The organism is Actinoalloteichus sp. GBA129-24 (assembly GCF_001941645.1).
Classification (GTDB): Bacteria; Actinomycetota; Actinomycetes; order Mycobacteriales; family Pseudonocardiaceae; genus Actinoalloteichus_A; species Actinoalloteichus_A fjordicus.
On record NZ_CP016077.1, the window covers coordinates 6799065 to 6821928 of the forward strand.

At 68.8% G+C, this 22864-nt stretch carries 19 protein-coding genes; 11 read left to right on the plus strand and 8 right to left on the minus strand.

Annotation, left to right across the window (positions count from 1 at the left end; all coding sequences use genetic code 11):
* Positions 1 to 9: 9 nt before the first annotated feature.
* From UA75_RS29150 to UA75_RS29165, 4 genes are read right to left on the minus strand one after another with little or no spacing between them, the layout of a single operon-like run.
* Complete coding sequence (locus tag UA75_RS29150) at positions 10 to 621, minus strand: GTP-binding protein (RefSeq protein WP_075742955.1); 612 nt, start codon at positions 619 to 621, stop codon at positions 10 to 12.
* Positions 602 to 1228 (minus strand): DUF742 domain-containing protein, encoded by a 627-nt coding sequence (locus UA75_RS29155; RefSeq protein ID WP_075742956.1) that lies wholly within the window; start codon positions 1226 to 1228, stop codon positions 602 to 604. Before UA75_RS29155 ends, UA75_RS29150 begins: the two co-directional genes overlap by 20 nt.
* Positions 1229 to 1265: 37 nt before the next feature.
* The gene (locus tag UA75_RS29160; protein ID WP_075742957.1) at positions 1266 to 1688 is read right to left on the minus strand and encodes a roadblock/LC7 domain-containing protein; all 423 of its coding nucleotides are present in this window, start codon (positions 1686 to 1688) and stop codon (positions 1266 to 1268) included.
* The gene (locus UA75_RS29165) at positions 1685 to 5050 is read right to left on the minus strand and encodes a nitrate- and nitrite sensing domain-containing protein (RefSeq protein ID WP_075742958.1); all 3366 of its coding nucleotides are present in this window, start codon (positions 5048 to 5050) and stop codon (positions 1685 to 1687) included. The genes UA75_RS29160 and UA75_RS29165 overlap by 4 nt, the downstream gene beginning before the upstream one ends.
* 532 nt (positions 5051 to 5582) lie before the next feature.
* Between UA75_RS29165 and UA75_RS29175 the strand changes: the two genes are divergently transcribed.
* The 5 genes from UA75_RS29175 to UA75_RS29195 all read left to right on the plus strand — a co-directional run bounded on the left by UA75_RS29175 (position 5583) and on the right by UA75_RS29195 (position 11735).
* Positions 5583 to 6623 (plus strand): ABC transporter substrate-binding protein, encoded by a 1041-nt coding sequence (locus UA75_RS29175; protein ID WP_075742960.1) that lies wholly within the window; start codon positions 5583 to 5585, stop codon positions 6621 to 6623.
* Positions 6624 to 6627: 4 nt separating this feature from the next.
* Entirely contained in the window at positions 6628 to 7395 is a 768-nt protein-coding gene (locus UA75_RS29180; RefSeq protein ID WP_075742961.1) for an ABC transporter permease, read from the plus strand.
* A 172-nt stretch (positions 7396 to 7567) separates the two neighbouring features.
* Complete coding sequence (locus UA75_RS29185) at positions 7568 to 8392, plus strand: ABC transporter permease (protein WP_232237532.1); 825 nt, start codon at positions 7568 to 7570, stop codon at positions 8390 to 8392.
* 1 nt (position 8393) lies between these two features.
* A complete protein-coding gene (locus UA75_RS29190; protein ID WP_075742963.1) occupies positions 8394 to 9236 on the plus strand; it encodes an ABC transporter ATP-binding protein in 843 nt (280 codons plus the stop codon).
* A gap of 837 nt (positions 9237 to 10073) precedes the next feature.
* On the plus strand, positions 10074 to 11735 hold the full coding sequence (locus UA75_RS29195) for a DNA repair helicase XPB (protein WP_075742964.1): 1662 nt from the start codon (positions 10074 to 10076) through the stop codon (positions 11733 to 11735).
* A 72-nt stretch (positions 11736 to 11807) separates the two neighbouring features.
* On the opposite strand, the gene UA75_RS29200 is transcribed toward UA75_RS29195, so the two are convergent.
* Positions 11808 to 12935 (minus strand): CapA family protein, encoded by a 1128-nt coding sequence (locus UA75_RS29200; RefSeq protein WP_157434685.1) that lies wholly within the window; start codon positions 12933 to 12935, stop codon positions 11808 to 11810.
* Between the two features lie 189 nt (positions 12936 to 13124).
* Here UA75_RS29200 and UA75_RS29205 point away from each other — a divergent pair, with 189 nt between their 5' ends.
* A complete protein-coding gene (locus tag UA75_RS29205; RefSeq protein ID WP_157434494.1) occupies positions 13125 to 13520 on the plus strand; it encodes a hypothetical protein in 396 nt (131 codons plus the stop codon).
* A 96-nt stretch (positions 13521 to 13616) separates the two neighbouring features.
* On the plus strand, positions 13617 to 13844 hold the full coding sequence (locus UA75_RS29210) for a PspC domain-containing protein (RefSeq protein ID WP_075742967.1): 228 nt from the start codon (positions 13617 to 13619) through the stop codon (positions 13842 to 13844).
* Here the strand turns inward: UA75_RS29210 and UA75_RS35260 are convergent.
* Positions 13838 to 14401, minus strand: a complete 564-nt coding sequence (locus UA75_RS35260; protein WP_075742968.1) for a family 20 glycosylhydrolase — start codon at positions 14399 to 14401, stop codon at positions 13838 to 13840. The two genes, UA75_RS29210 and UA75_RS35260, sit on opposite strands and share 7 nt — an antisense overlap.
* 606 nt (positions 14402 to 15007) lie before the next feature.
* On the minus strand, positions 15008 to 15682 hold the full coding sequence (locus UA75_RS29220) for a copper homeostasis protein CutC (protein WP_075742969.1): 675 nt from the start codon (positions 15680 to 15682) through the stop codon (positions 15008 to 15010).
* Between the two features lie 848 nt (positions 15683 to 16530).
* Here UA75_RS29220 and UA75_RS29225 point away from each other — a divergent pair.
* The 4 genes from UA75_RS29225 to UA75_RS29240 all read left to right on the plus strand — a co-directional run bounded on the left by UA75_RS29225 (position 16531) and on the right by UA75_RS29240 (position 20936).
* Entirely contained in the window at positions 16531 to 16728 is a 198-nt protein-coding gene (locus UA75_RS29225; protein ID WP_075742970.1) for a hypothetical protein, read from the plus strand.
* A gap of 175 nt (positions 16729 to 16903) precedes the next feature.
* Positions 16904 to 17506 (plus strand): RNA polymerase sigma factor, encoded by a 603-nt coding sequence (locus UA75_RS29230; RefSeq protein ID WP_075742971.1) that lies wholly within the window; start codon positions 16904 to 16906, stop codon positions 17504 to 17506.
* Positions 17503 to 18015, plus strand: coding sequence for a carboxypeptidase regulatory-like domain-containing protein (locus UA75_RS29235; RefSeq protein ID WP_232237533.1), 513 nt, complete (start codon positions 17503 to 17505; stop codon positions 18013 to 18015). The genes UA75_RS29230 and UA75_RS29235 overlap by 4 nt, the downstream gene beginning before the upstream one ends.
* 743 nt (positions 18016 to 18758) lie before the next feature.
* Entirely contained in the window at positions 18759 to 20936 is a 2178-nt protein-coding gene (locus UA75_RS29240; protein ID WP_075742972.1) for a CHAT domain-containing protein, read from the plus strand.
* A gap of 242 nt (positions 20937 to 21178) precedes the next feature.
* Here UA75_RS29240 and groL read toward each other — a convergent pair whose 3' ends face one another.
* Positions 21179 to 22798 carry a chaperonin GroEL gene (gene groL, locus UA75_RS29245; protein ID WP_075742973.1) on the minus strand — a complete coding sequence of 540 codons (1620 nt, stop codon included), beginning with the start codon at positions 22796 to 22798 and terminating at the stop codon, positions 21179 to 21181.
* Positions 22799 to 22864 lie beyond the last annotated feature (66 nt).

The following is a 22864-nucleotide window of genomic DNA, read 5'->3' on the forward strand; positions in this document are numbered from 1 at the left end:
CTGCGATCGTCATCCGGTGGCGCGAACCGCCATCCACTGCCGCATCGCGTGCTCGACCAGCGTGATCAACGCCTGCTTGGTCGAGTCCCGATTCCGTGCGTCGCACACCACGATCGGCACGCTCTCATCGATCGTCAACGCCTCACGGACGTCCTCGATCCGGTGATGCAGCACGCCGTCGAAGCAGTTCAACGCCACGACGTACGGCAGCTCACGGTCGTCGAAGAAGTCGATCGAGGCGAAGGCGTCGGCCAGTCTTCTGCTGTCCACCAGCACGACGGCGCCGATCGCACCCTTCACCAAGTCGTCCCACATGAACCAGAACCTGTGCTGGCCGGGCGTGCCGAACAGATAAAGGATCAGGTCGCTGTCCAGCGAGACACGACCGAAGTCCATCGCCACCGTGGTGGTGACCTTGCCAGGGGTGGCGCTCAGGTCGTCGACACCCACACTGGCCTCGGTCATCACCGCCTCGGTGGTCAGCGGCACGATCTCGGAGACCGAGCCGACGAACGTCGTCTTACCAACCCCGAAGCCACCCGCCACGACGATCTTCGTCGACGTGGTGGCGTGCTTGCTGGCGGCCGGAGTCCGCTGGGGTTCAGAGCCTGCGAAGCCCACTGAGCACCCTTTCCAGGAACGCGAGTGACGGCCCGTCCCCCATCACAAGACCGCTGTTGTGGACGAGAACCAAGCCGAGACTGGCCATGTCGCCGATCAGCACACGAACCACGCCGAGAGGAAGACGCAGATGCGCCGCGATCTCGGCGACAGAACGGGTTTCGATGCACAGACCGCAGATGGAACGGTGTTCGGCCAGCGACATCGAGTTCCGCTCTCGACCACGGTCACTCGTGGAGATCAACGCCTCGATGGGGAGATCATAATCCGGCCGGGTTCGGCCGCCTGTCCTGGCATAGGGACGGACCAGCGACCCGGTCTCCACCAGCGGATCCCGGCTGCTGTCGTCGTCTGGCTCGTACTCGGGCCAGCTCTGCTCGACCTCCTGGACCGGAGCCGAGGAGAAGTCGTCGAAGTCGCCGGACATGCTCGTCCCGAGCAGATCGGCGCCGGGCCCGCCGAACAGCGCCCGATCGGCGCCGCCCATCAGGTAGTCGGCGTCCGGGTCGCTCTGACCATCCCGCCCTCGACCGTAGAAGCCGTCGAAGTCGAGCTGGCCTGCCCACTCGCCGGCACGGCCGTCGCCGAAACCAGGTCCAGAGGTCATTGCCCATCACTCCGTCGAGGTAAGTGCGCCTGTGGGTTCACCGGCGAATCACACCCTGTAGTTGAGCACGTAGCTCCGGCGTGAGCTGCTGGCCGACGCGCTCGACCAGCAAGGTCATCTCGTACGCGACGAGTCCGATGTCACAGTTCGGCGCGGCCAAGACGGACAGGCAGGAGCCGTCGCTGATGGACATCAGGAACAGGAACCCCCGTTCCATCTCCACCACCGTCTGTGCGACCTCGCCTGCCTCGAACACGCGGGCAGCACCCTGGGTGAGGCTGATCAGCCCGGAGGCGACGGCAGAGAGCTGCTCCGCACGATCCCGGGGAAGCCCGTGGGATCCGGCAAGGAGCAGGCCGTCTGCTGAGACGACCACGGCGTGCGCGACACCAGGTACGCGACGAACGAAGTCAGTGATCAACCAACCGAAGGAACCTGGTTGCTGGGCGGACGCGGTCACTCCTGCTCCTCGTCGTGGCGGCTAGCGGACTGATGGGATGGATCTGTGGAACTACCGGGACCGGCCAGGGCGTCAACCCTGTGGTGCCTGCCCTTCCGCAGTCCTTGTTGGAAGTTCGACATCTTGCCTCGAATCATCTCTGCCGACCGGGGAGGCGCATCCGACTGCTCGGGTGCGGCCTGCCGCTGCGTCTTAGTCTGCGGCGCGACCGAGCCGGGCATCAACTTGGCCTTCGGCACGCGCTTTGGCAAGCCTGCCTGCGTCACGCCTTCCGGAGTCTGAGCGAGCACCGTCTTGGCAGCCTCCCAACCATCGTCACCTGCGGAATGCCAGCCCTGGCCCTCCGACGGCGCCGCCGCAGGCCGCTCCGGCCGCACCGGCTGGCGGCGAGTGGGAGACGGCGGCGGGGTGGCGGGAGGCTGCGAGTCCGCGACCGGCGGGGTACGCCCGGCACCGGGCGCCGCCTGCCGCTGGGGTGCCTGCTCCTCCTGGGCGGCCTGCGGACGCCTGCGGGAGGCGACCGGCGGCGGGGTGGCCGCCTCGCGTCGGGGCGGAGCCTGCGGCGGGGCAGTCGGGGGAACGCCGTTCCTCGACGGAGCCGCCGGGGCCGGGGTGTTCCTGGCCGAACTCTTGGACGCGGCGCCCTTCTGCCGCGCCGCCTGAGCACCGGCACCGTTGGCGGGCTGGTCCTGCGGAGTGCCGCCGTCGCCCGCCTGGAACCACTGGGACAGGACGGCCTCGTAGATCGGCAGTCGCTCCGTCGGCGCATCGAAGTCGGTCTGCGCCTTCGACGCCTCCGAGGAGCGACCGTCCGCGATGGCCGCACGCGACACGCCGCCCTGCGAACGGTCGTTCTGCGGCGGGGCGGCCTCGGCCTGCGGGTGGTCCTGCTGCGGGAACTGAGCCTCCCACTCGTCCTCGTCCGGTTCCTGGGCCTCGTCCATGTCGGCGGCGGTGAAGTACGCCGTGTCCTCGGGAGCCGGTCGCCCGGCGGGCCTGCCCTGCTGCGGCTGCTCGTCCTCGGCGGGGTCTCGGTAACCGCCGCGCAGCTCCGACTCGGCCGATTCGCCGTAGAAGCCGAAGTAGTCCGTGGAGTCGGCCCTGGCGATGTCGCTCAATGCCGGGTCGCTCGGCAGCTGCTCGCCGAACGGCTCCATCGGGCCGGGCTCGGGCGCCACCGACGGCAGTGCAGGCAGCGAGCCTGCCCCGGAGGCGGGTCCGCCGTGATCGTTGACCACGGTCGGCAGCGCGAGGTTCTCCCTCGGCGCCGCCAGTGCCTGCGTGCCGGTCTGGCCGCCGCCGCGCAGCGAGGTCGGCCGCACCACCAGGATCGACGGCACCACGACCAGGGCGATGATGCCGCCCTCCAGGTACTCGCTGCGCAGTCGGACGCGGATCTCGTGTCGCTTGGCGAGCTGTGCGACCACGTACAGGCCCATGCGGCGGGAGACGCCGACGTCGACCCTCGGCGGGTTGGCAAGCCGTTCGTTGACCTCGGCGAGCTCGTCGTCGGCCATGCCGACGCCTCGGTCCGTGATCTCGATGATCAGCTCGTTCTTCCTGCTGTGCGCGGTGCGCACCGTGACCTTGGTCTGCGGGTCCGACAACGCGGTGGCGTTGTCGAGCAGCTCGGCGATGAGGTGGACGAGGTCGTTGACCGCTCGACCCTGCACCATCAGCTCCGGCGTGGCCGAGACCGTGACACGGGCGTACTGCTCGACCTCGGAGACCGAGGCACCGAGGATGTCGGTGACCGGAACCGGCCGCGCCATCCGCCGCGTCGTCTCGGTGCCCGCGAGAACCAGCAGGTTCTCACTGTTACGCCGCATCCGGGTGGCGAGGTGGTCCAGCTCGAACAGGTTCGCGAGCTGATCGGGGTCCTGCTCGTCGCGCTCCAGCCGGTCGATCAGGCCGAGCTGCCGTTCCACCAGGGTCTGGCTGCGGCGGGAGAGGTTGACGAACATCGCGTTGACGTTGGCGCGAAGCAGGGCCTGCTCGGCCGCCAACCGGACGGCTTCGTTGTGCACCGCGTCGAAGGCCCGCGCGAGCTGGCCGATCTCCTCGCGAGTGTGGATGTCGACGCTTTGCACGGTGACCTTGGGAATGTCGTTCTCGGTCTCGCGCATCTGGGCGATGACCGAGGGCAGTCGCTCGTGCGCCACTTCCAGCGCCGTCTTCCGCAGCACCCGCAGCGGACGCAGCATCGACCGGGCGACGAGCAGCATCAGCACCAGCGCGCCGACGAGGAAGCCCAACACCAGGGCCGCGTCCCGGAAGGCGGTCATACTGGCCTGGTCGGCCAGCGACTCTCCGCGCGCCCGCAGGTCTTCCTGGAGATCCAGCTCGACCTCACGAGTCAGGCCGATCGTGGTGCTGGCCGACTGGTCCCACAGCACCGAGTTCAGCCCCAGCGGGATGCCGTTCTGGTGCCGGACCAGGGTGATCCCCTTGATGCTGTTCACGTCGTCGACCGCAGGGCCTGCGACGGTGTCGCTGTAGAGGTTGGCCTCACTCGGGCTGGCGATGGCGTAGAACTCGTTGACCGCCGCCGAGAACTGCGCGTTGGAGGCCTGGAGCTGCTGGAACTGGATCTCCCGCAGCTCGTCCCGATGCCCGGCGGCCAACAGGGTCGCCCGTTGCTGAGCGATCTCCTCCTTGGCCCTGGCCAGTGCCTCCGTCGCCCTCGCTGGAGCGCTGACGGCGCTGTCGGTGATCGACGCGACGATGTCCCGGTTCATCTGCAACAGGAACTGGATGATGCTCGTGTAGGTCTTGATCGCCGCCGTCTCGGAGTACTCCGTCTCCCGGACGGCGCCACGCAGGCCCGCCAGGCCGCCGAGGCGCTCCAGCGCCCTGGTGCGACTGGTGATCACCTGGGTGTCGAAGTCGTCGAGCTGCCCGAGGCTGTCCCGCAGCCGTTGGACGTCCTGATCAACCCGGACGACCTGCTCGTCGACCGGCTGACCACCGCCCTGCCTGCCCCTGGCGATGTAGGACGATGCGACGTCCCGTTCGCGCTGGAGCTCGTGGATCAGGTCGGTGCTGCGCTCGACGACGTCGAAGCCCCGGACGTTGCGGGCGTACTCGTCGGCCGCGTCGATCTGGTCGAAGACTCGGAGCTGGCCTAAGAAGAGGGCGGCCAGCGTCGGGAGCAGCAGAACCGCGACGAGCTTGGTGCGCAGGCGCCAGTTCCGTAGCTGCCATCGGGCGCTGCGGGTCCCGCCGGACCCCTGACTGCTCTGCGAGGAGGCCTCAGCGGCCTCACTTGATGCCGCCGTCTCCTGGCGGTCTTCCACTCCTTCGCTCTCCAGTTCGAGCGGAGCGGGCTTTCTGCCCTGCGAAGGCTTTTCGGGGCGTGCCACGACTAGCAGACCCTCCAACTCGGGCAGGCGGAGAAATCGAACGAGTGTTCGACCTCGGACCTTGACTTGGTGCCCGACGGCGCGGAGACCGACCGATGCCCGGGGAGGAACGCCCCCGCGTCCCCGGCATCGGACTCTCGACGCAAGCCGCCGTCTCGCGGGTCGGGTCGACCATCGGTCGAACTCGCCGGACCCGCATCGATCACAGCGAAGGCCTGGAACAGCGAAGTCATCGACTCCGCCCTCGCCCTGGCCGTCACCACCGGACTCGCCATCACGCTCCCTGGTCAGTTCAGCAGACTGCCGTGATCATGCCCGCCGGGAAGGTCGAACAGACCACCCCATCAGGCGGCCAGCCGAAACTATACTCACACAACGCGACCCATTGCGTCCCCCGCCCGTAAAGGAAATGCACCCATTCGGCGGTACTAGATCGTAACTTAGACCAGGTCACACACGGGTTGTTAAGGCTGTTCCCGCCGTTTAGGGTGGCCCCACTCAGCAATAGAGTTGGCTTCCTTAAGGAGGGGGCATGGCCCCACGTGTGGGCTCCGGTGCGCCGGCCACCAAACTCGCCAGACCCGCCAGAGTCGCCACCGCCATCATGGCGACGGCAACTCTGTTCGCTACCAGCGCCTGCGGACTGCTCGATGGTTCCGCTGGTCAGGAGGAGAGCAGCGGCGACGGCGGAAACGGCGTCGTGGAGCAGGAGGTCATCCGACTGGGACTACTCCCGGTCGTCGATGTCGCCTCTGTGCACATCGCCATCGAAGACGGATTCTTCGAGGAAGAGGGCGTCGAGATCGAGCTCACGTCCATTCAGGGTGCCGCGGCGGCGATGCCCGGTCTGGAGGCAGGTGAACTCGACATCGTCTTCGGTAACTGGGTGTCGATCTTCGCCGCGCATTCGGCACTGGGCAACATCAAGCTCGTCGCCGACAGCTACTACGCGCTGCCCAACACCTGGATGGTCATGACCACCCCGGACAGCGGGCTCACCCAGCCGGAAGACCTGATGGGCCGGACCATCGGCGTCACCAGCCAGGGCAGCCTGGCCGAGGTGACCATCAAGTCGGTGCTGCGGGCCAACGACCTCGACCCGGACAACGTCAGCTTCGTCGAGATGGGCTACCCCGACATGGCGGCGGCGCTGGACTCGGGCCAGGTCGACGCGGCGCTGATGGCCGAGCCCTTCATCACCAACGCGGAGCTGGAGATCGGCGCGGTGCCGGTCTTCGACGCCGCCTCCGGCCCCACCGAGGAGATCCCGATCGCGGGCTTCGCGGCCAAGGACGAGTGGGCTGCGGAGAACCCGCAGACCGTCGCGGCCTTCCAGCGCGCCTTCTCCCGTGGTCAGGAGGTCGCCAGCTCCGACCGCGAGCGCGTCGAGCAGATGGTTCAGGAGTACGCGAGCATCGAGCCGGAGACCGCGTCGCTGCTGAACCTCGGCGGCTGGCCGACGACGCTGGAGGCGTCCAGGCTGCAGCGCATCCCCAACCTGATGCTGGAGTACGAACTGATCGACGAGCCGATCGAGGCCGAGTCGATGATCCTCTCGCAGCCGCGAAACTGACCTGATGCGTTCGGTTCTTCGCGGCCTGGTCGGGCTGGCCGGCTTTCTCGCCCTGTGCGAGATCGTCGGCCGGTCCGGCCTGGTCCCCTCGTACTATCTGCCCCCGCCCTCGGTGGTCCTCACCACGCTCGGCGGCCTGCTCGTCGATCAGAGCTTCCTGATGCACGTCGTCGCGACCGTGCTGGCCTGGCTGATCGCGATGGGCATCGCCGTCGGCATCGCGGTGCCCGCCGGACTGCTGCTCGGCAGCGTCAAGGCGGTGCGGGTCGCGACTCGCTCGGTCATCGAGTTCCTGCGGCCCATCCCGTCGGTGGCGTTGATCCCGCTGGCGCTGGTCCTGCTGGGCACCGGCCCGGAGACGAAGATCGCTCTCGCGGTCTACGCCGCGATCTGGCCGATCATGTTCAACACCATCTACGCGCTGGACGAGATGGACTCGATGATGATCGACACCGCGCGGTCGTTCCGGCTGGGCAGGCTTCGCACGCTGGCCACGGTGGCACTGCCCAACTCGGCGCCGTTCATCGCGACGGGCATCCGGGTGGCGGCCTCCATCGCGTTGATCCTGGTCATCAGTACCGAACTGCTCGCAGGCGGCAGGGTAGGCCTCGGCGTGTTCATCCTCGAGGCGAGTTCCAGCGTGGGTCGGATGGACGTCGTCCTGGCGGGCACCGTGGTCGCGGGCGCCGTCGGCTATCTGACGAATGAACTGCTGGAGCGGGCCCAACGACGCTGGCTCGGCTGGGACAACACCGTCGAGGCCGTCCGGTGAGGCGTGGGCAGAGTGGAATTCACCGTCAATTCACGAATTCGCCTTCTCCGACGATTCGAGAAGGCCTGCCGGACCGGGACGGCGATGAGCAGAGGCAGGGCCGGTCGATGAGGGCGCCCACGAGTCCGACATCACATCGATGGTCGGCGTCGCAGCAGGCGGAGGTGAGCAGGTGACCGCGTCGGCGCTCGCACTCAAGGGCTTCGCCCAACGCTGGGTCGTCTTCGTCGGGCTCATCCTGGTGTGGGAGGTCGCCGCCCGCCTCGGCGAGAGCGTCTTCTTCCCGCCGCCGACCGAGATCGGCGCGACGGCGGTCGGCCTCTGGTTCTCCGGGCCCGCAGGCCAGCTCTTCCTCAGTGACACCGTGCTGGGCGACATCGTGCCCAGCGTGGTCCGGATGCTGAGCGCCTGGCTGGTCGCGGGCGTGATCGGGGTGTCGCTCGGCCTCGTGCTCGGGCGGTCGCGCACCGCGATGGACTACGTCGGTCCGCTGTTCTCCTTCGCGCGAGCGATTCCCTCGCCCGCGCTGGTCCCGGTGTTCCTGGCCCTGTTCTCGATCGGCACGCCCATGCAGATGGCGACGATCATCTTCGGCGTCGTCTGGCCCGTGCTGCTCAACGCCGTCGACGGTGCGCAGGCAGTGGACAAGACCAAGGTCGAGACGGCCAAGTCCTTCCGCATCCCGTACTGGCAGTGGATGGGCATGGTCGTGCTGCCCTCGGCAGGCCCCAAGATCTTCGCCGGGCTGCGGGTCGCACTGTCACTGTCGTTGGTGCTGATGGTCATCTCGGAGCTGGTCGGTGCGATCAACGGCATCGGTTACCAGCTGATCGCCGCGCAACGACTGTTCCGGTTCGACGAGACCTGGGCGTGGATCGTCCTGCTCGGGGTACTCGGCTACGTCTTCAACACGGTTCTCCTCGCGGTGGAACGCCGCGTACTGGGGTGGCAGCAGGCGCAAGGCGCAGGCACGAGCCTGGCCAGGACAGGAGGGTGACATGACGACGATGTTGCAGGTGACCGATCTCGGTCACACCTATGGAGGCGACGCGGGCTACACGGCCATCGACGACCTCTCCTTCACGGTGAACACCGGCGAACTGGTCTGCATCGTCGGCCCTTCCGGCTGCGGCAAGTCGACGCTGTTGCGCGCGGTGTCCGGGCTGCACCGCCCCAGCCGAGGGACGGTGCGGTTGCAGGACGACCCGGTGAACGGCGTCCCCGAGGACCTCGCCGTCGTGTTCCAGGACTACAGCCGGTCGCTCTTTCCCTGGCTGACCGTGGCGGGCAATGTGGAGTTCCCGCTGCGCAGCCGGGGTATTCCGGCCGCACAGCGCAAGGAGCGCGCCGCCGAGGCGCTCGAAGCCGTCGGGCTCTCTGCCGCCGCGGCGAAGTACCCTCGGCAGCTCTCCGGCGGCATGCAGCAGCGGGTCTCCATCGCCAGGGCACTGGCGTGCAGGCCCGCCCTGCTGCTGATGGACGAGCCCTTCGCCTCGGTGGACGCCCAGACCAGGGCCGAACTGGAGGACCTGCTGTTGAAGGTCCAGCGCGAACAGGACACCACGGTGCTGCTGGTCACCCACGACATCGACGAGAGCGTGTACCTGGCGCACCGGGTCCTGGTGCTGTCCACCGCGCCCGCGTCGGTGGTCGCCGACCTCCCGGTCGACCTCCCGCCGGAACGGGATCAGATCACCACCAAGGAGGACCCTCGCTTCATCGAGCTGCGTGGCGAGGTCGCGCGGCTGCTGCGCCGCCCCGAGAACGTGCCGGTCGTGGCGGACGCCGAGGGCGCGGCCGACTCGGTCGACGTCGAGCCCGTGGTCGCGGCGAAGTCCTGACCCGACGCGGCTAGCACGGCAGGCCCGTTCGGCCCGCTCGACACGGCAGGCTCCTCGACACGTCGTGACGGTCCGGGCCGGTCGTCCGCGCAGGCCAGGCGCGGGTGCTCCGCCGTCCAGGCAGGAAGGCCCGGTGTGCTCAGCCACACCGGGCCTTCGCATTCCTCGCCGCGCCGACCCGGCGCCTCGACGTGACACGGATCGCAGTGTCCGTCGCCGTAGCGGGCGTCCCTCGACGCAGCACCACACACCTGCGCGGCCGACGAACGGGCCTCTCCACCGGGTGCCACGGGCGTCACGGCGACCGGCCCGGTCACGCACACCGGCCGCCCGGCTCCGATTCACGACACCGGTCGGCAGGCCCAGCCCTCGAAGCCGACGTCGTGCGCGCCGTCGGCACGTCGACCAGGCCCGATCCCGGCTCGGCGCACGGCTGGGACGCTCCGGGCGGCGTGGCCACCTGGCACACTCGGGCGAGGCAGCCGGGCCGAGCACGGATCGAGATCGACGGCCGGACTCGGACCGGCCCGCCACCTGCGGACACCCTCGCCGCGAGCAGGCGGCCGACCCCACGCGGAGCAGGCCTGAGAGCCTGTCTTCGGTCCCCCTGGAGTCGTGAGCGGGGATCAGCGTGGATGAGCTGCCAGGCGGAAGCAGGAGACATGACGGAGTCATGTCTCCTGACGACGACAACGCCGCAGATCGCCGCTGCCTGCCCCGCGCAACAGGAAAGCGGGGATCAAAGACAGGCTCTGAGAACAGTCGAGCGGGAAGAACGGGCCTGGACAGGCACACTGGACAAGCGCACTGACCGCCAGAGCAAGGAGCACGAACGCGGTGACCGACGGCCCACTGATCGTCCAGTCAGACAAGACGCTGCTGCTGGAGATCGACCACGCCCGATCGAACGACGCGCGGATCGCCATCGCGCCCTTCGCCGAGTTGGAACGCGCGCCGGAGCACGTGCACACGTATCGGATCACGCCGCTGGCGCTGTGGAACGCCAGGGCGGCGGGCCATGACGCCGAGCAGGTCGTCGACGTCCTCGTCCGATACTCGCGGTATCCCGTTCCGCAGCCGCTGCTGGTCGACGTCGTCGACACGATGGGCCGGTTCGGCAGGCTACGGCTCGTCAACAGCCCGGTGCACGGCCTGGTCCTGGAGTCGCTCGACCGAGCCGTGCTCACCGAGGTCCTGCGGAACAAGAAGATCGCTCCGATGCTCGGCGATCGGGTCGACGACGACGTCACCGTCGTGCATCCCAGCGAGCGCGGCAGGCTGAAGCAGGCCCTGCTCAAGATCGGCTGGCCCGCCGAGGACCTCGCGGGTTACGTCGACGGCGAGGCCCATCCCATCTCGCTGGCCCAGGACGGCTGGCAGCTTCGCGACTACCAGCGACAGGCCGTCGACGCCTTCTGGGCGGGCGGATCGGGCGTCGTGGTGCTGCCGTGCGGAGCGGGCAAGACGCTCGTCGGCGCTGCGGCGATGGCCGAGGCAAGCGCCACGACGCTGATCCTGGTCACCAACACGGTGGCGGGCAGGCAGTGGAAGCGCGAGCTGATCGCGCGGACCTCGCTGACCGAGGACGAGATCGGCGAGTACTCGGGGGAGCGCAAGGAGATCCGGCCGGTCACCATCGCCACGTACCAGGTGATCACCCGCAAGTCCAAGGGCGAGTATCGGAACCTGGAACTGTTCGACTCCCGCGACTGGGGCCTGGTCCTCTACGACGAGGTGCACCTGCTGCCCGCGCCGGTCTTCCGGATGACCGCCGACCTCCAGTCCCGTCGCAGGCTCGGGCTCACCGCGACCCTGGTCCGAGAGGACGGCCGCGAAGGCGACGTCTTCTCGCTGATCGGCCCGAAGCGCTACGACGCGCCGTGGAAGGACATCGAGGCGCAGGGCTGGATCGCGCCTGCCGACTGCACGGAGGTCCGCGTCACGCTGACCGAGTCGGAGCGCCTGGCCTATGCCACGGCGGACCCGGAGGAGCGCTACAAGGTGTGCGCCACGGCGCGGACCAAGGTGCCGGTCGTGCAGGCGATCCTCGATCGGCATCCCGACGAGCCCTCGCTGGTCATCGGCGCCTACCTCGATCAGCTCGACGAGCTGGGCGAGGCGTTGAACGCGCCCGTGATTCAGGGATCGACCAAGAACAAGGAGCGGGAGGCCCTGTTCGAGGCGTTCCGGAAGGGCGAGCTGCGCACGCTGGTCGTGTCCAAGGTGGCCAACTTCTCCATCGACCTCCCCGAGGCCTCGGTCGCTATTCAGGTCTCCGGCACGTTCGGCTCGAGGCAGGAGGAGGCCCAGCGGCTCGGCCGGGTCATGCGGCCGAAGGAGGACGGCAGGCAGGCGCACTTCTACTCGGTGATCTCGCGGGACACCCTGGACACCGACTACGCGGCACACCGGCAGCGCTTCCTCGCCGAGCAGGGCTACGCCTATCGGATCGTGGACGCCGACGACCTGCTCGGGCCGTCGCTGCCGGACATCGCCTGACGGCTGCGGACCGGGCGGGGAACCTCCGGCGACGACCGCGCGGCGCGGACCGAAGCGGCGGGCGGCGGGCGGTCAGCCGTCGTGACGGACCAGGCCGTCCTCGGCCGCTCCCCGACTGAGCACGATCTCCTCGATCCGCGTCGCGGCCGCGTCGTAGGCCGGGCTCGGCTCGGCGGTGGTGAGATCCACCAGCCGGACGGGCGGTCCGAGATCGACCAGCGTCGGGACGAAGGACGCCTCCGCGACGGCCCAGTCGTCCTCGGGAGTCCGCTCGAACGTGAAGTGGGCGGCCACACCCTCCTCGGTGATGCCGCGTGGCTCGGCATGCCGGGCCACGCTGTTGCCGAGCCCGTAGGCGACCCAGGTGTCCCCGATCTTCTCGAAGGGCTGCACCACGTGGGCGTGGTGCCCGATGATCAGGTCGATCGCCGGGTCGCCCGCCAGCTGCTCGGCGAGTTCGATCTGGGACTCGCTCGGCTCGTGCTGGTACTCCACGCCCCAGTGCAGGCTGGCGACGACCACGTCCGCGCCCGCCTCCTCGGCGGCCCGCGCGCCCGCCAGGATCTCGTCGGCGTCCAGCAGGTTCGACATCCACGGCTTGTCCGGCGGCAGGCTCGTGCCGGTGTTGAAGCCGAAGGTGTGCGACACGTGACCGACCTGCACGCCGTCGACGTCCCGGACCAGCGGAGTCGTCGCCTCCTCCTCGGTTCTGGCCGCGCCCGTCTGATCGATGCCGACCTCGTCGAGCCGGTCCAGGGTGCGCACGACGCCCTCCTCCCCCTGATCCACCGTGTGATTGGACGCCGTGGTGCAGACGTCGTAACCCGCTGCGGCGAGGCCGTCGGCGACCTCGGGCGGCGCGCTGAACAACGGCCAGCCCAAGAACGGGCCCTCTGGAGCCGCGAGCGGCACCTCCAGGTGACATAACCCCACGTCGGCGGCGGACAGCAGCGGTTCGAGTCCGGCGAACAACGGGGCGAAGTCCCGTCCACCGCCCGACTCGGCACCGTCCAGCTCGGCCTGTTCGGTGAGTGGGGGGTGGATCAGGACGTCTCCGGTCGCGACCAGAGAGAAGGAGTCCTGCGGCCCGGCGTCCGATGTCGACTCCTGTGCCGACTCGCCGGGCGCCTCGCCCACAGGTCGCGTCGGCGTGGCCACGACCGGGCTCCCGACGCACCCGGCCGCCATCGTCGCCACCATGCCTAAGGCCACCACAGTGGCCACACGAAAGTGTTGATCGCGAGCGTCGAAGCCACTAAACATGTACTGAAAGTAGCGCTAACACCCAAATCGAGCAGAAGGGCCATTCGGGCTATCGCCCAGATCGACTAGTCGACTATCATGATCCACGCCGCCGCTAACACTGAGTCACCAGTGAGGTGAGCGACCATGGCGCCCACTCGAAGCTTCCTCTTCTACCGGCGAGTCCGGGGACGAGACACCGTCTACGGACCCTGCACGAATCAGGTGGAGCTGAGCGAGGATCGCCGCAGGCTGTACCTGCGGCTGGCCTCCACCGCGCGGTTCGCCGTGACGCTCGACTGGCGAGGGGTGTTCTCGCTGATCGAGGCGCTGGAGACCGACACGACGCTCGGCGTGCCCTGTGTGCACGAGGAACACGGACCGATCGCCCTGCTGGTCGAGGTCTACAAGCGGAAGATGGCGCTCTCGCTGACCGTCGAGGACAGCCCCATCACGGTCGTCTTCGACTCGCGGGAGCTGGCCGAGCTGGTGGATCACCTGCGCAACGGGATGCGCTACCTCGAAGGAACCCGGACAGGGTGACGGGGAGAAACCCTGACGGGTCCGCAGAGCGGGCTAGGGGTCGATCTCGGGTGTCCGCCCGATGGCCTCGGGCCGCCGCCGAGCGAAGCTTGAGCCATGACAGAACACAGACTGGTCACCGACGCGAAGTCCCGGCTTCGAAGAATCCGTCGTAGCAGGCAGGATCGGATGCTCGCAGGCGTGAGCGGCGGCCTCGGCACGGCCCTCGGCGTCGACCCGGCGCTGGTCCGCATCGGCTTCGTCGTGCTCAGCATCATCGGCCTCGGCCTCGGCGTGGCCGCCTACGCCGTCTGCTGGCTGATCATCCCGGAGGAGGACTACTGATGCGGCCCGCCTCGCTGCCGGAGTCTCGGCCCGCCGCCGAGGTGCGCGCCCGCGGCAGACCCACGATCACAGGGCGAGTCCGCCGCGAAAGCGGTCCGTCCAGCGGTCGCTGCTCCACGCCCACGGCGGCCTGGCTCGGCAGCCGATCTCGTTCCCGCCGCATCAGGAACTCCGGCCCGTCCCGGTCCGCTGCGCTCCACACCGCCTCGGCCGCTGCGGCCGGGCTCGGGAACGCCGCGTAGTCGACTCGACGCGGACCGTCCAGACATCTCCGACCAGATCCGGGCCGGTGCACCGAGAATCCGGACGGCATCGGCCATCGGCAGTCCTGCGGGCAGCGGCTCGTAGCGATAGACGTCCGCGAGGGTGTGCACCCATCGCTCCGGAATCGGCTCCCGCTCGTCCGTCGACTGCCGTTGATCGAGGTACCACCGCATCTCCGGGCACAGCACCACGTCGAAAGCCCGCCTCGGCGGCGAGTCTGCCCGCCTCCTCGCCGCGCCAGGACCCGACCACCATGAACCATGAACTCGACTGACTCGTCGAGCGCCCGGCATCGACGATCTCGTCCCAGCCCAACACCCGCCGCCCCCGCGAACGCAGGCGGGCGGCAGGCTCCCGAAGCACTCTGCCGGTCGGTGCGGTCAACACCGGACAGCGCGAGTCGCGGCACCTCGCTCACTGTTCTCCCGCTGCTCGGTGGTCACCTCGTCGCCGCCGATGCAGATCCATTCACCGGGCCCGACAGCAGGCAACTGTTCGAAGCCGTTTCTCGACGAACCGCAGGCTGTCGTCCGTTGCCCGCAGCCCGGCTCGTCCGCACCCCGACCAACGCAGACGACTCCCGGCTCCGGACAGGCGCGGTCGGGGCGCGGCGGCGACCGTGCACTCGATCGCGAGCGTGGCCAGAGTCGCCGCGTAGGTGCCGATCTCCCGAGATCCTGCGGCGTGCAACAGCCCCGCCTACCGGGGCCGAACCCGGCGGGGCCGACGGCGGCGAGAGCCCAAGGGTCTGCCCGAACACCGAGCTGAGCCCGTGGGGACGATCCCGGTGCCCACTCCGGACGAGAGAGCGGCCTCCGGAGAGAGCACGAGCGTCCCGCCGTCGGACCGAGCCGGTCGGGGCCGGGACACCAGTGCGCCGCAGCGATCGTCGGGCGCGGTCACTGGTGCACCAGCTCCACCCAGCGACGCACGGCATCGGCCTCGATCGGCGAGTGCCAGTCCCGGCGGACGGCACCGCCGACGTGGAAGCGGCGGACGCCTCGCTCCCGCAGCCGCGCGACGTGGGCGGCGCGCAGGCCGCCGCCCACCAGCAGCAGCTCGTCGGCGGGAGCCAAGGCGTCGACGAAGTCGATCAGCTCCGGCCAGTCCCGCTCGACCCCGGCAGGGCCGCCTGCGGTGAGCACCGCGTCGCAGCCGAGCGCCTCGGCCTGGGCCCACGCGGCCCGCCGGTCCGTCGCGTTGTCCACCGCGCGATGAAAGGTCCAGCGGCAGCCGTCCAGCTCGGCCAGCAGAGTCAGACAGGCGGCCTCGTCCACTCGGCCGTGCACCGTGAGGAAGCCCAGCACGAACTCCTCCACGCCCGCGTCTCGCAGCTCACCCGCCGAACGACGCAGCCCGTCCAGGTCGTGCGGGAGGAAGCCTGCCGCGTCCCGAAGCATCACGCGCGCGGGCAGATCGGTGGCGGCCAGCACGCTGCGCACCGTGGCGACGTCGGGGGTCAGCCCGTCCGCCGCCATGTTCGCGACGAGTTCCAGCCGGTCGGCTCCCCCGGCCTGCGCAGCCTCCGCGTCCACCGCGTCGAGCGCGATGACCTCCAGCAGTCCATCGGCCACTCGCTTCGTCCCCTCTGCTCTGGCGCGGGTGCGCCGCCCACCGACCAGCCTAGCGGTGTGGTCTAGACCTCTTTGGCGGAATGGGCGGGTGGACACGGCGCGTCGGCGACTGCGGTCGGACCGCCGAGCGCCGTTCCCCCGAGGACTGGTGTGGCAGTCGACGGTCGACGGCATGGCCTGCTTCCCGACTGACGGTCGCGGCTGAGGACCCGACGGGGAACCGCGATCCCCACCCTGTCGGGTCGCAGCCGCGTCGGCCGAGTCCGGCTGCCCGGCCGAGCCGGGAGGGGCGGTCTCACGGGCAGGCGAATCGTGCCCATCGCGGCAGAATCTCGGTGATCCTCGACAGTCCGGCAACCTCCCCGGAACCCCGGCTGAACTGGACAGACAGGTCCACCGTCGAGATCGGACCCACCCTCCGACGGAAAGAGTTCAAAAAAGTTTGCCCGCAGATGTATCTGGCGGCCGGTCGCTCCCTCCTGTCTCACAGGTCGTTCACACGGCCGGTGGGGGGAAGCCGCGGATCGCGGTGGCAGGGGGAGCGGCAGGAGTTCGCTTGGGGGAGCGAATGCCACACGCCGTTCGGCTGCCGTGGTCCGCGGCGCGGTCCCTTCGCGGATGGCTGGGGGTGTGAAGGGGCGGGGGGGGCACGGCTGCCGACGGGTGGGGCGCACGGGGGACGCCCCACCCGTCGGCAGCCGCCTGAACATCTCCCGAACGATCGTGCGTACTGGGGGCAGTTCGCACTGATGATCACGCACGACATCTGTTCAGTAGCGCTGCGCCGGACGGGCACCGTTCCAAGATCGCCTGCGTCTTACCGGCCAGCCGACCAAGGGAGAAACAGCGTGACCAGTTCCGAGAAGCAGCAGAAGGTCGACATCGAGGAGTTCGAGGCGGAGTTCCCGCCGGTCCAGGAGGACGCCGCAGGCGAGGCCGGTGCGGCGACCGAGACCGAGGAGCGGCCCGGCCGGGTGCCACCCCGCAAGCCGACCCCTGGCGGGGGCATTCAGGACCCGGTGAGCGAGCCCGGCAAGCTCAACTGACCAACTGGTTTCTGTGATCAGTGCCACTAGTCCATTCGTGTGGCCGATGTATCTGGTTGAGATGTTGTCGCTCTTATCTACATAGGCCGGTTCCGCCCCTACTGCGGGCCGGAACCGGCCTTGCGGCGTCCTGGCTGAGACGATGGCGGACTGGGGGTCGGAAGGGGGAAGCAGCGTGAACCACACGCGGGCGGGCCAGTCAGAGCTGTCCTGGCATGAACTCGACGGCTATGAACGGCATGAGGCCTGTCTGATCGCGGCACGCGCGGGCGACCGCGATGCGCTGAATGCGCTGGTCACCGATCTGACCCCGTTGGTCTGGCGCGTCGCCAGGGCACGGGGTCTCAGTACTCCGGTGGCGGAAGACGTGGTGCAGACGGTCTGGCTGCTGCTACTCCGCAGCCTGCACTCGCTGGAAGACCCACGAGCGTTGGCAGCCTGGCTGATCACGACGACCCGGCGGGAAGCCATCCGATCCCTCCGTGGCGACCGAGACCCTTCATTGCCTGCCGACGTACTCGACGACCTACCCACGCAGCACCACCTGCCAGAGCCTGAGGCGCTGCGTCACGATCGTGATCGACAGCTCTGGGCGGCCTTTCATCGGCTGTCTGCGCGCTGCCAAGAGGTGCTGAGCCTGACGGTGTTGGCAGGCCGCGTGGAGTACCAGGGCGTCGCGGACGCACTGCAGATACCTCGAGGAAGTGTGGGACCGACGAGAGGCCGCTGTCTGACGCAGTTGCGGTCTCTGCTCACTGTGGAAGGAGGCTCACCATGAGTCCGACCGGGTACGGCTCCGGGCACCCCCCGGGCGGCGAAGATCCAGTTGACTCGTTTTATCAAGGAGACGTACTGCTGGCCGAGCTGGGCCAACTCTTGGACTACACCGAACCAGTGCCTGCAGGTCTGATCGAGCGGGCACAGTTCGCCATCGAACTGGATAACCTTGACGTGGAGGTCGGCCGTTGGGTCCGCCCTAAGGCGCTTGCTGGGGTGCGCGGTGAGGAGCCCAGCACGATGACCTTCACGGTCGGCGACCTCACACTGATGTTGACGCTTGCCCCCAGCGGTTCAGGTCATCGCTTCGACGGCTGGCTCGTGCCCGGCGGTCCACACATCGTGGAGGTGCGCGTCGCCGGGTACGAGTCCAGCAGGATCGCAGCCGACGAAGGGGGCCGGTTCGCCCTCGACATAGTGCCGAAAGGAACGACTCAGATCCTGGTCCATCTGAGTACGGTCGAGGGCAGGCCCGGCCGAACCATCGCTACTCCCAGCATCGTCTTGTGACATGACCACGGTGGGCGTGATACCGCAGGCTCACCGACGAAGCGGCGCGGGGATCGGGTGGGCCACACCACACTGGTAGGGTCCGCTTCGCCCTTGTCCTTGCTACCGGAGCAATGCAGACGGTGACTGGTCATGACAACCAAGTCAGGCTCCTGCGCCGAGCCGAAGGGCTGCGGACTGCTGCTGCGTCTGCCGCGTCGGCATACCGCCCAGCCGAGGCCAGTCGGCTCCTGCGCCATGCTCTGCGGCTCCTGGACAGCGGCGAGGCGAAGGGCCGCCTCGACGAGAATCTCACAGTAGCGTTCAACCGACTGCGAATTCGGCTGCTAGTCAGTCTGGCATATTCTCAGGACGCGACACGGAGCAACCGTCACGGGTTGAGCATTCTGCGCTCTGCGCAATCCTTGATAAAGGCCCTTCCCGACGCCGGGCAACGCGCTCTGTTCCAAGCTATCGTCGACATCCAGCACGGATCGATGCTTTCTCAGGCCGGCCAGAACGAGCTGGCGATAGACCGCCTCGATCAAGCTGTCACACTCCTTGAACAGACGGAGAGCGCAGACCTGGAAGAGGTGTCTCTCCTCCCTCGCGCCCTACTCAACCGCGCGCTTGCCTTCATCAGGGCAGAGGACCCCAAATCCGCCGTCAGGGATCTCGAACGGTGCCTGGCCTTGGCCGAAGCCAGCGGGTTGCCACTCATCATCGCGAAAGCCCAGCATAACCTGGGCGCCCTGTCGTTGAGAATGGGATCGATCCCAGAATCGATCCGCTATTACGAACAGGCAAACCTGAGCTACAGCAACGTGGCTCCGAACCTGCTTCCCCATATCCAGATGGACCAGGCCGAGGCCCTGTTGGCAGGCGGCCTCGCCGAGGAGGCGGCGAAATACCTGGATGAGGCTTTACCTGTTCTGGCGCATGGCCGCGTACGACAGAATCTCGGCGAAGCCGAGAGTTTTCGCGCCATCGCAGCGTTGCTACTCGGCGATTCGACCACCGCCCGCAGGCTCGCGGCCTCTGCAGAACGACGAATGCTACGGCGCGGCAACCTCAGCTGGGCACGAATGGCCGCTCTCACGCGACTACGCGCCGACACCGCCACAGCCTTCCGCACCGGCCAGGTCAGTGCAGGGCTCCACCGACGCGCATTGCGGCTCGCTGACCGGCTGACGGAACTGAAGCTCACCGACGAATCCGGGGTGGCCCGATCGTTGGCGGTGCGGGCAGCACTCCGACTGGGCAGGCTCGACGTGGCGGCGGCAGAACTGGCGCGGGTTCCCCGTCCCCGGCAGATCACTCCGATCGACCACCGGATGCTCCTGCGGCTCTCGCGGGCCGAGCTGGCCGTGATGCAGGGCGATCGACGGCGGGCCCTCGCCCAGGCGCGCGCCGGTCTGGCGGAGTTGGGGCGGATTCGCGACCGGATGGGCGGGCTCGACCTGGTCAGCGGCACCGCCGTGCACGGCAGGGAACTCGGTGAACTGGCGATCCGGCTGGTCCTCGACCCCACCCGTGGCCGGGTCGATGCGGGCAGGCTCTTCAGTTGGTTGGAACGGACGCGAGCACAGGTGTACCGGTATCAACCGCAGCCGCCCATCGCGGACCCGGTGCTCGCCGAGCGAGTCGACGACTATCGCGTGCTGAGCAAGGAGTTGCAGCAGGCCCGGCTGGACGGCCGGAACCCCGGCGAGCTGGCGACTCGCCATGCCGCCCTCCAGCGGGAGATCACCCGGCTCGGGTGGCAGTCGAACCTGTGGGGCAGCCCTACCCCCATCGCCACGCTCGCCGACGTGGCTCGGCACCTCGGTGATCGGGCGTTGGTGAGCTTCGCCGTCTCCGACGGGAATGCGGTGGCGGTGGTGATCGTCGAGGGTCGAGCCCGGCTGGTCCGGCTCGGGCCCGCAGTGGAGATCATGGCCGCCGCCCGTGAGCTGCACGCCGACCTCGACGCGCTCGCTCCGGACCACCTGTCCGGCCCCCTGGTCGCGGTGATCGCGGGTTCGGCACGCCGCCGCGCCGAACGGCTGGACGAGAAGCTGCTCAGCCCATTGGTCGGTCTTCTCCAACACCGTGAGCTGATCATCATTCCCACCGGGGCGCTGTACGCGGTCGCGTGGGGGACGCTGCCTTCGATGCACGGCCGGTCCCTGACGGTGGCGCCCTCCGCGACGGCATGGCTGACTGCCGACCAGAGAGCCGAGCACGGTCCCGACCATGTACCCCCCGGACGGGCGGCTTCCGAGGTCCCGAAAGACCACGTCACCGAAACGACTGCCGGGCACGCCGCCGGGCCGAGCGCAGGCCGAGCCGTGGATCAGAGCTGGCAGGCCGCGCCGGGCAGCCGAAACGGTCGGGCCGACGGGACGCGCGGCGGCGGCACGGACGACGGTCACGTCGTCCTGATCAGCGGCCCGGATCTGCTCGGCGCTGTGGGTGAGGTCGCCGGGCTCCGCACGCACCATCCGGACGCCCGGGTGCTGGCGGGTCGACAGGCGACCGTCGGAGCGGTCCTCGAAGCGCTCGACGGAGCCCGGCTGGCCCATGTGGCCGCGCATGGTGCACACGAGTCCGAGAACGCGATGTTCTCTCGGCTCGAACTCACCGACGGGTCGCTGTTCGCGCATGAGACGGCACGGCTGCGCCGTGCGCCGGAACGGGTGGTGCTCGCCGCCTGTGAGCTGGCGCTCAACCGCATCCGGCCCGGCGACGAGGCGTTGGGCTTCGCGGGCGCCTTACTGGCCAGCGGGTCCCGCACCGTGATCGCCGCGACGAGCAAGGTCGGCGATCAGGCGGCCGCCGACACGATGGCCGAGTTCCACGGACTGCTCGTCCAGGGACGCCCGCCCGCTGCGGCGCTGGCCGAGGCCGTCGCCCGCGAGCCGCTGCGGCGCCCCTTCGTCTGCCTAGGCTCCGGCACCTGAGCCTGAGCAGCAGGGTGAGTGCCTTCCGGAACTGCCGATGCGGCACGCGAGTGCTCCTCGATCAACCGATCGGCGAGTCAGCCTCGGCGGACTCGTCCTGGAGCAGCTCCGCCGATGCACTGCGGGACGGCGAGGTTTTCGGACGTCACGGGGACACAGCCGACAAGAAGGCGGCCCCGCGAATCTGCCGAAACGCGGAGCCGCCTTCTTCGTGTCGTGCTGTCGTGCGCGTCAGCGATGGATCAGAAGTCCATGCCGCCGGCGTCGGGAGCGGCCGGGGCCTTGTCCTTCTCCGGCTTGTCGGCGACGACGGCCTCGGTGGTGAGGAACAGAGCCGCGATCGACGCCGCATTCTGCAGCGCGGAGCGGGTGACCTTCACCGGGTCGGTGATGCCGGCTGCGACCAGGTCCTTGTACTCGCCGGTCGCGGCGTCCAGGCCCTCGCCCGCCTTGAGACCCTTGACCTTCTCGACCACGACGCCGCCCTCAAGGCCTGCGTTGACCGCGATCTGCTTGAGCGGGGCCTCGACGGCGACCTTGACGATGTTGGCACCGGTGGCCTCGTCGCCCACCAGGGTCAGCCCGCTGAAGGCGGCCTCGGCAGCCTGGAGCAGAGCCACGCCGCCACCGGCGACGATGCCCTCCTCGACGGCGGCCTTGGCGTTGCGCACCGCGTCCTCGATGCGGTGCTTGCGCTCCTTCAGCTCGACCTCGGTGGCCGCGCCGACCTTGATCACCGCGACGCCGCCTGCCAGCTTGGCCAGCCGCTCCTGGAGCTTCTCGCGGTCGTAGTCGGAGTCGCTGCGCTCGATCTCGGAACGGATCTGGCTCACGCGGCCCGCGATCTGGTCCGACTCGCCGACGCCCTCGACGACGGTCGTCTCGTCCTTGGTGACGACGACCTTGCGGGCCTGGCCGAGCAGGGAGAGGTCGGCGGTCTCGAGCTTGAGGCCCACGTCCTCGCTGATGACCTGGCCGCCGGTGAGGATCGCGATGTCCTGGAGGATCGCCTTGCGGCGGTCACCGAAGCCGGGAGCCTTGACGGCGACCGACTTGAAGGTGCCGCGGATCTTGTTCAGCACCAGGGTCGCCAGGGCCTCGGCCTCGACGTCCTCGGAGATGATCAGCAGCGGCTTGCCTGCCTGCATGACCTTCTCCAGCAGCGGGAGCAGGTCCTTGACCGAGGAGATCTTGGAGCTGTACAGCAGGATGTACGGGTCGTCGAGGACCGTCTCCTGCCTGTCGGTGTCGGTGACGAAGTAGCCCGAGATGTAGCCCTTGTCGAAGCGCATACCCTCGGTGAGCTCGAGCTCCAGCCCGAAGGCGTTGCTCTCCTCGACGGTGATGACGCCTTCCTTGCCGACCTTGTCCAGCGCCTCGGCGATCAGCTCGCCGATGCTGGCGTCGCCTGCGGAGATCCCTGCCGTGGCAGCGATCTGCTCCTTGGTCTCGACCTCCTTGGCGGTCTTGAGGAGCTGCTCGGCGACGGCGTCGACGGCCTTCTCGATGCCCCGCTTGAGACCGAGGGGGTTGGCGCCTGCCGCGACGTTGCGCAGACCCTCGCGAACCAGGGCCTGGGCCAGCACGGTGGCGGTGGTGGTGCCGTCACCCGCGACGTCGTCGGTCTTCTTGGCGACCTCCTTGACCAGCTCGGCGCCGATCTTCTCCCAGGGATCCTCCAGCTCGATCTCCTTGGCGATCGAGACGCCGTCGTTGGTGATCGTGGGGGCGCCCCACTTCTTCTCCAGCACGACGTTGCGGCCCTTGGGGCCGAGCGTCACCCGCACGGCGTCGGCGAGGGTGTTCATGCCGCGCTCAAGGCCGCGACGCGCATCCTCGTTGAACGCGATCAACTTTGCCATTGCTGTGTCGTCCTCCGGCAATTGGTCGCTGCGGACGCTTTCACCCCCACAGCAAGGACATGCACG